The sequence below is a fragment of the Leisingera sp. F5 genome, from assembly GCF_001593695.1.
Genome location: NZ_LUKH01001430.1, coordinates 1 through 1,033, shown reverse-complemented (window position 1 = coordinate 1,033; position 1,033 = coordinate 1). Strand labels below are relative to the sequence as shown.

At 56.6% G+C, this 1,033-nt stretch carries 2 protein-coding genes; both read left to right on the top strand.

Annotated elements, in window-relative coordinates:
• The first annotated feature begins 40 nt into the window (after positions 1-40).
• Positions 41-442, top strand: coding sequence for a cadherin-like domain-containing protein (locus tag A2I95_RS42015; RefSeq protein ID WP_084294486.1), 402 nt, complete (start codon positions 41-43; stop codon positions 440-442).
• A 145-nt stretch (positions 443-587) separates the two neighbouring features.
• Positions 588-986 (top strand): RidA family protein, encoded by a 399-nt coding sequence (locus tag A2I95_RS42010; RefSeq protein WP_027259234.1) that lies wholly within the window; start codon positions 588-590, stop codon positions 984-986.
• The last annotated feature ends 47 nt before the right edge of the window (positions 987-1,033 follow it).

Here is a 1,033-nt window from a genome sequence, read left to right as displayed (position 1 = left end):
GTTCATCATCACCTAGGGGGATAACCACAATGATGACTCGGTGCAGTACAGTGTGTCCGAAGGCGATGGCTCCCCCGTCGAACTGCCTTATGGTTTTGAAGATGAAGTCGCTGAAATTGCAGTGCTTGATCTGCTGGCCAATGACACCGATCCGGATGCAGATGCTCTGACGTTTACTCTTGCTGCCAGTTCCCGTGAATACGGTGCTGTGGTGTCCTGTGATGCGGAAACTGATACCCTGTTTTACGATCCGACCGCTGCCGGTGGCATCCAATCGCTCTCTGAGGGCGAGGTGCTGGAAGATAGCTTTACCTACACGATCTCCGATGGGCAGGGCGGCACTTCCGAGGCGACAGTGACCATCCTGGTCGGCGGCCTTGATGAGGCTGATGCAGGGGCAGTCCCACTGTTTGCACAGGAAGATTACGGCGTGCTGCTCTAAATGGGACCTTGGCTGTGCGGGCGTTCGCCCGTGCGGCCAATGACCGCTGGGTGATGAACTTCAACGTAATAAGTTTTAAGCTTGAAATAAATGTCGTGGCAGCGGTATGGTCGCTGGCAGGCCGCATCAGCAAAGGAGCCCCGTCATGCCAGCCATCAGCGTGCATCCCGAAGGGTGGAAGCCCGCCAAAGGTTATGCCAACGGTATGATGGCCGAGGGCAAGCTGCTTTTTGTCGGCGGCCAGATCGGCTGGACCGCGGATCAGGTGTTTGTGGCACAGGATTTTATTGGTCAGATGAGCCAGGCACTGCAGAATATTCTGGAGGTGGTCGAAGCCGCAGGCGGATCAGCGCAGGATATCACCCGGCTCACTTGGTTTGTGACCGACAAGGCCGAATATCTCGCCCATCAGGCAGAAGTCGGTAAAGCCTACCGTGCGGTGATGGGCTATCACTTTCCGGCGATGACCATGGTGGTTGTCTCCGCTCTGGTCGAAGATGAGGCCAAAGTGGAAATCGAAGCCACGGCGGTACTGCCCGCTTAACTGGAAGCACCACACGGTTTCGTGAGCGCTCTTCCCATGGACCGTGC

Coding starts and splice junctions, on each gene's coding strand:
- A2I95_RS42010 (WP_027259234.1), top strand. CDS start 588: ATGCCAGCCATCAGCGTGCATCCCGAAGGGTGGAAGCCCGCCAAAGGT.